7 protein-coding genes are annotated in these 6005 nt (G+C 33.8%); all 7 read right to left on the bottom strand.

The features are described 5' to 3' along the window. Positions 1-294 (bottom strand): transposase (locus ABS911_RS13825; RefSeq protein WP_350468037.1); only part of this gene is annotated, 294 nt, incomplete at its 3' end. Between the two features lie 183 nt (positions 295-477). After that, positions 478-1404: a metallophosphoesterase gene (locus ABS911_RS13820; RefSeq protein WP_301426729.1), complete on the bottom strand. Its 927-nt coding sequence runs from the start codon at positions 1402-1404 to the stop codon at positions 478-480. A 404-nt stretch (positions 1405-1808) separates the two neighbouring features. After that, a complete protein-coding gene (locus ABS911_RS13815; protein ID WP_301426728.1) occupies positions 1809-2120 on the bottom strand; it encodes a hypothetical protein in 312 nt (103 codons plus the stop codon). A 30-nt stretch (positions 2121-2150) separates the two neighbouring features. Then, a complete protein-coding gene (locus tag ABS911_RS13810; RefSeq protein ID WP_301426727.1) occupies positions 2151-2387 on the bottom strand; it encodes a hypothetical protein in 237 nt (78 codons plus the stop codon). A 223-nt stretch (positions 2388-2610) separates the two neighbouring features. Then, positions 2611-3054 carry a PTS mannitol transporter subunit IIA gene (locus ABS911_RS13805; RefSeq protein ID WP_023179146.1) on the bottom strand — a complete coding sequence of 148 codons (444 nt, stop codon included), beginning with the start codon at positions 3052-3054 and terminating at the stop codon, positions 2611-2613. Positions 3055-3074: 20 nt separating this feature from the next. Continuing rightward, on the bottom strand, positions 3075-5180 hold the full coding sequence (locus tag ABS911_RS13800; RefSeq protein WP_350468036.1) for a BglG family transcription antiterminator: 2106 nt from the start codon (positions 5178-5180) through the stop codon (positions 3075-3077). A gap of 50 nt (positions 5181-5230) precedes the next feature. Beyond that, a partial coding sequence (locus ABS911_RS13795; protein WP_502880548.1) for a PTS sugar transporter subunit IIBC family protein occupies positions 5231-6005 on the bottom strand: 775 nt, incomplete at its 5' end.

Below are 6005 nucleotides of genomic sequence, written 5' to 3'. Positions count from 1 at the left end.
CTTGTAGCTAACAGAAGTATCGCCCGTTAACCACTTCATAGGAATGGATTCTTCATTCATCCGTTCCATTTTGCGTCCAGAAAAGGTTGTGCGACTATAGGCAAACAAACACATCTTTAAAAGCATGGCGGGATGAAAGGCAGGGCGTCCCGTATGAGACGTCTCTTCAAGAAGAAATTCCGAAGGAATAGAATCGACAAAACGGCTAATGAGGCGGGCTTCATGATCATTCGGGATTGTAAAATCCAATTGTAGTGTTAAGGCCGTTTCCATTGTGTTATAATTTTGATACATGGTGAGTCACTCCTTTGGTTTTTAGTCGTACTTAAATTATAAGGTATTTGGCTCACTGTGTCTTTTAAAACGATAAAAATCCCCAACTCCTTCAAAATGAAAGAGTTGGGGATTTTCTTTATTCAGAGACTGAGTTTTTCCCCAGCCCCTTTACTATGGATGTAATTTTTAAATTAATTAGATTTATATCGTACTATTATTTTTATTCCAGCCTTCCAATCGCATATCAAATTCTTCGATTGGTTCTGGTCCTCGCATTGTATCTTTTTCAATCGTCAAAATACCTTTTTTACTCACCTTAGTCTCCCAACGTACGAGCCGGACTTGCCCTTCAGATATTTCAATTCCTGTAATAATTGTTGGGTAAACGCAACAACCTGTATTGAAATAAGGAAGCTCTTTATCTTTCGGATATTTAAATCGGTGAGTATGGCCGCAAATAAGCATGATTTTATTTTTGCGAATCCATTTATTGAAGTTTTTCTCGATTTTATGTCTTTTAGTGACATTTTTTACTGGACTTGATGGGTTTCGAATCCCAAATCCATGCAGAAAACGCCAAAAGAATTTCAAAGATAACATCGTGAAAAAGGCAAATTGATCATTCGGTGCATCACCTTGATGACCGTGTACGGTTAAAATTTCTTGCCCTGTTTTTTTATATCTCAGTACGAGTGCCTCAATAGGCTGAAGACCTTTTAAAAAATCAAAAAATTCTTCTGTGTATTCATCGTAATTTGTATAATAGTTCTTTTCAACAAATTTAGGATTTTTTAAAGCAATATCGTGATTGCCATACAGTTTTATTAAACGATCATCATCAAAAAATTTTTTGATCATATCGAACACTTCATCATGTGCATTTTTGGTATAAGTAAAATCAGAGTATTCTAACAGTTCATCTCCATCGCCAGCTTCCACATAAGTAAAACCGTTTTTATAGTACTGCTTTAAAGCGTGAAGAAAGATATTGCGGTTTCGAGTAAATTCATCTGAGATATTTCCATTGCCTCGATGGACATCACTAAAGAATACATATTTTGAATTTTCGTCAAATTCTTCTACTCTAGCCTTCTTGTATGCTTCGGTTAAACGTTTGTCTGTGAACATCTTTTTCACCCCATAATTAATTGACAATTTTTTGCATAAGCAACTGAATAGTTATTCTTATTATCAGTATACTTTATCTGGTCTAGTTTAAAAAATAATTGCATTCTACTTTCCGTTCACTATCAATTACATTATTTAAAAATCAATAAGTTGAAAATTTGGGACGAAAAGCATTTAATCTCACGCATTCTTTTTGGATATATTTTAGTATGAATAGTCAAATATAGATATAAAATAACATAATAAATTTAATCTACGAAAGTAATTTAGCTGAAAAGCTACTTTATTACTTACTATAAAGACAAAAAAGCGTTCATTTTTCACAAATGAACGCTTTTTTTATTGCTGAAACTTTTATTCTAGCCTCGTACCTTTCTTTTCTCCCTCTTTACTTCTACTATATCTCAAAAACCAATTTGCTTAAATAGCACGGAATCTTGTTCTTTTATTTTTCCTGTTTCTATGTACTGTTTAAAGTGGTTTACTTCAAATGTATCGCCTTTTTCTAATAAAAAAAAATGCAATGGATAAGGAAACAGTTTACCCTTTGCTAGAATATGATTTTTATCTTGATAGGAATACCACCAAATTTCATACAATCGTCCACCCGTTTTTATATTGTCTTCCAGCAATGTAAAATTGTCGCATCCTTTTCTTTCTAATAAATCTGCTGCTTCTAATGGTCTCTTCCACATGCCTTCTTTTAAAACTTTCATTATTATCCCCTTCTTTCTGAAGTATAAGTTTTATACTATGTGGTATTTTTGTACAACAAATTGATTCCGTTTATTTCTCTTGCCAAATAAGACAATTGTTTTTCCTTCGGTGACCAAATAAAGAAAATTAAGAGCATTTGACTTAATCAGACAGTTTTCCTTACATGCCTCGTTTACGGTTAATGTAAACCGTACCAAAGGAGCCTCTTCTAATTTCAAAACTTTAATTTTTTCTACTGAACCTTTTAAGCATATTCCTTTTTCCATATTGATCACCTCATTCCTCTTAAATTATACGAACATACGTTCATTTAGTCAACTACAAGTATTCTTTTAAGCTCCTTTATTTTAAATTTTATACTCTCGACAACCGTTTAAACTCTACAAAAAAACTATGAGGTAAGTTTTAAATAAACTCGTCTCATAGCTTTTTATGTCCTATTTTTCTCAATTACTGAATGTTTATTCCCTTACTCTTTTCGATTAAACCTTATTCATTTGCTGTTTTCAATAATTCAATCACTTCTTCTGGTGTATTAGCTTCAATCAATTTTTGCACATTTTCAATTTCTGAACAAAAGATAGCAATAGACGACAACAAGTCTAAATGTTCGTCGCCTTTACCTGCGATTCCAAATAAAACAAAGACTTTGTTTTCATCGCTTGTTTCACTAAAATCGATCCCATCTGGGAAGGTTGCTACCGAAATGGCTGTTTTGTAGATATCTTTTTTTGAACTATCAGTCCCATGGGGAATAGCGATAAAATTTCCCATGTAAGTAGATACAGTCTTTTCTCTTTCCAACATGCTCTCAATATAATCTTTATTTACTGCTCCGCTTTCAACCAATAAATTACCTACTAAACGAATAGCTTCTTCTTTGTTTTTTGCTGTTGCTCCTAATTCAATCAACTCTTTTGTTAATTCTGCCATTTCCATTCACTCCTCTATTTTTAATGAGTCTTTTTTAATACATAGGCTTTAAATTCCTTTTCAATCTTCTTTCGTACCGCTTCTTCCTCGCCCTTGTCAAATAAAGCTGTGGTACTGTCATTTTCGATTACCATACTACTAACCAAGCCTAACAATTCACGTTCAATTACATTTAACGGGTAAGGTGCGACCATTATCAATATTCTTTTCAAGACCATATCTTTCCTGTCGATTCCTACGATGGGTACCTCTTGTTCTAATTCATAGATCCCAAAATAACTGGAAGCAACATCAATATTTCTCACATGAAAAAGTCCCATTTGAGTCCCAGGTATTCCTACCGGAGCAATATTTACTCGTTCAATTAACTTTTGTTGCACATTTTCAGCTTCTATTAAAACGCCAATATCTTGTAGTTGGCGGCAAATCCATAAAAGTGTTTCTTCTAACGGCTGATTTCCCACAACAGACTCAATGGAGAAATAATTTAAAATACCTAATGCTGTTTTGGATAGATGATGAATTTCCTTTAATGTTCTTTCTGCGGGCAACGTTTCGTTACTCTGTTTGTTTATTTCTTTTATTGAATCGGTTAATGTATAATGCTTTTTTTGATCAATACATTCATCTATTAATCCTTTAATCTTAACTAATTCTTCACTCAAAAGCATCGGCGTGATCAAGTGGTAACGTACCGAAAATTGCGGCAAGAAAATAGTTGAAAAGATAAAATCAAAGTCTGTTAACTCATAGTCATTCACCTCAGAAAGAGAAACAGCTGTTACTTCTTTCAACTCAGAAAAATTTTTGTTCAATCGGTTTTCTAATATCCTCGAGGTTCCGATTCCGCTGGAACAAATGACCATCGCTTTTAATCCGTATATTTTTTTGTCATTTTCCCAGGAAGAAGCAAAGTGAATAACCAGATAAATATAATCATTTTCTGAAAAACGTTTATTTGGAAAAACACCGGCTAACCCTGTTACTACACCTTTATAAATTTCGGGATAGCGTTCCCGAATAGTTGCATACAAACTATCTTCTACTTGAAGAACTTGCGTAATCGTACGATTCAGTAAAGATTCCATATGTGACAACAAACCAGAAAAAAGTGTATGATCTTTGCTAAATTTCCAATGAACTTCTGTTTCAACTAGGTGAATAAAATCTTTAACTTGATAAGTTAGTTCCATATTATAGTCTGCCGAAAACAAATCTTGTTTTTGAAAAAAACGCACACCATTTACAGCCTTTTTTAAAAAGCTTCGTTCTAATCTTGAAAATTGCAACTCTGTTACTTGAAAAATATCTTCAATCACATAATCCGTTATGTCTTTAGTGAGAATAGAATTTTCTTTTTCTTCAAAATGAATGTCATTCAGCTGATTCTCTTCTGACAAACGCATAATAATCAATGTTAAAATAACGATAAATTGCATTAGTCCACTATTTGATATATCTTCAAAAAAGTGTTGCTTCATCCGAAAGGTAACTTGAGTTGCTATTTTAAAATACCGATAGGTTAGAAATGATAAAAAAGGCATTCTAGTCTTCTTTACTCTCTCAAAATGCTCCTCATTGTACTCGTTTTGAAAAAAATTAAGAAACTCATATTCATTCAACTTGCTAGTAATGATGCTACTAACTATCAGTCTCAAAGATTCTTCATCGCTTTTAATGGAAACAGATTTGCCTTTTCCTCGTTGCAAAGTCATTTGAAATCCTTCAATGATTTCAGCTATTTTGGTTAAATCATTGTTAATTGTTCCTAGACTGACATTAAAATCTTGTGCCAATCCTATTAATTTAACGTTGTCTTTTGTCAGCAGCAACTGGCAAATCAGGTAACTCTGACGATCTTTCGAGTCAAAGATAAGATCTGTATTCAATAAATCTTTTTTCAATCGCTTTAATTCTTCTCTTTCACCACTTAAATAAAAACCAGTACCTAACTTTTTATTAAGAGCAATCTGATAAAGAGACAACGTGTCTTCAGCTATGGACAGTTCGCGGTAAATTGTTCGACTGCTCACTTCCATTTCTCTAGCCAAGACCTCCAAAGAAATTCCTGTTTTATTCAGTAAAAGCAATTCCAATAGCTGCTTTTCCTTTATTGAAAAATACATTTCTTTCCCTCGTTCCTACTCTCTTTTTTCCTTACTCTGCTATTATATCATCAAGAACGGAGTAAACTTTCAATAACTTGATCGTATTTAGGACTACTTAAGAAGTTATCAACTGTTTCATGCACTCCGCTTGGTGTTTGTTGTTTTGCTCTGGCATTTAATTCTATTTGCGTAATAATTAACGTTCCTTCTTCATCTTCTAAATCACTGATTGCTGAATTCGTAACCGGTATTTCTAGACCGGCTTTTTTTGCTTTATTTCTCAAAATGGATGCTCCCATGGCACTGGAACCCATTCCTGCATCACAAGCAAAAATAATTCGCTTAACATTTGTTGAAGAAATCGTTGGTCCAACACTTTCAGATTCAGTTATGGTGTTAGTAGAAGCTGTATTTAGAACTACACCTTTTGACTCAGCTTTCATTCCTTGCATTTTAGTCACATTGCTTTCAAAGTCTTCATTTTCAGAACGGTCTGCTTTTAAAATAAGCATTGCAACAACAAAGGACGCAACAATTGATGCTAACACACCAGCTAATATTTGCAAGTATTCACCTTTGGGCGTCATCGCAATGACTGAAAGGATAGAACCAGGTGATGCAGTAGCAACTAAACCTGTATCAAATAGTGTGAAGGTTAACGTTCCCGCAACTCCACCTGCCATGACTGCCAAAATCATTAAAGGCTTCATCAACACATAAGGAAAATACAGTTCATGTATGCCTCCAATAAATTGGATGATCGCAGCACCAGGTGCAGAAGCTTTGGCAGTTCCTTTACCAAACAACATATACGCTAATAAAACCCCAAAACCAGGACCTGGA

Source organism: Carnobacterium sp., assembly GCF_040274425.1.
The sequence above is the reverse complement of the archived record's forward strand: the minus strand, read 5'-3'. Positions and strand labels throughout refer to the sequence as shown.